This is a genomic window from Marinimicrobium sp. UBA4509 (assembly GCF_002388575.1).
Taxonomy (GTDB): Bacteria; Pseudomonadota; Gammaproteobacteria; order Pseudomonadales; family Cellvibrionaceae; genus Marinimicrobium; species Marinimicrobium koreense.
The window spans coordinates 21,213-21,447 of sequence record NZ_DGMV01000056.1 but is presented as its reverse complement, the minus strand read 5'-3'; the positions used below and the strand labels follow the sequence as shown (position 1 = coordinate 21,447).

General features: G+C 57.4%; 1 pseudogene. It reads left to right on the top strand.

What is annotated here, in order from left to right:
- Positions 1 to 235, top strand: a pseudogene (locus tag B3520_RS10800) (ABC transporter ATP-binding protein); the annotation flags it as partial.

Here is a 235-nt window from a genome sequence, read left to right as displayed (position 1 = left end):
CTGGACGAACCGACCAACCACCTGGATCTGGAGATGCGCCAAGCGCTGACCTTGGCGTTGCAGGATTTTGAAGGAGCCGTGTTGGTGGTGTCACACGATCGTCATCTGCTGCGCAGCACCGTGGATGAGTTTCTGTTGGTGGCCGACGGCCAGGTGAGTGCTTTTGATGGCGATCTGGACGACTACTATCGCTGGTTATTGCAACGACGCCAGGAGGATAATGCTGTCGAGCGCG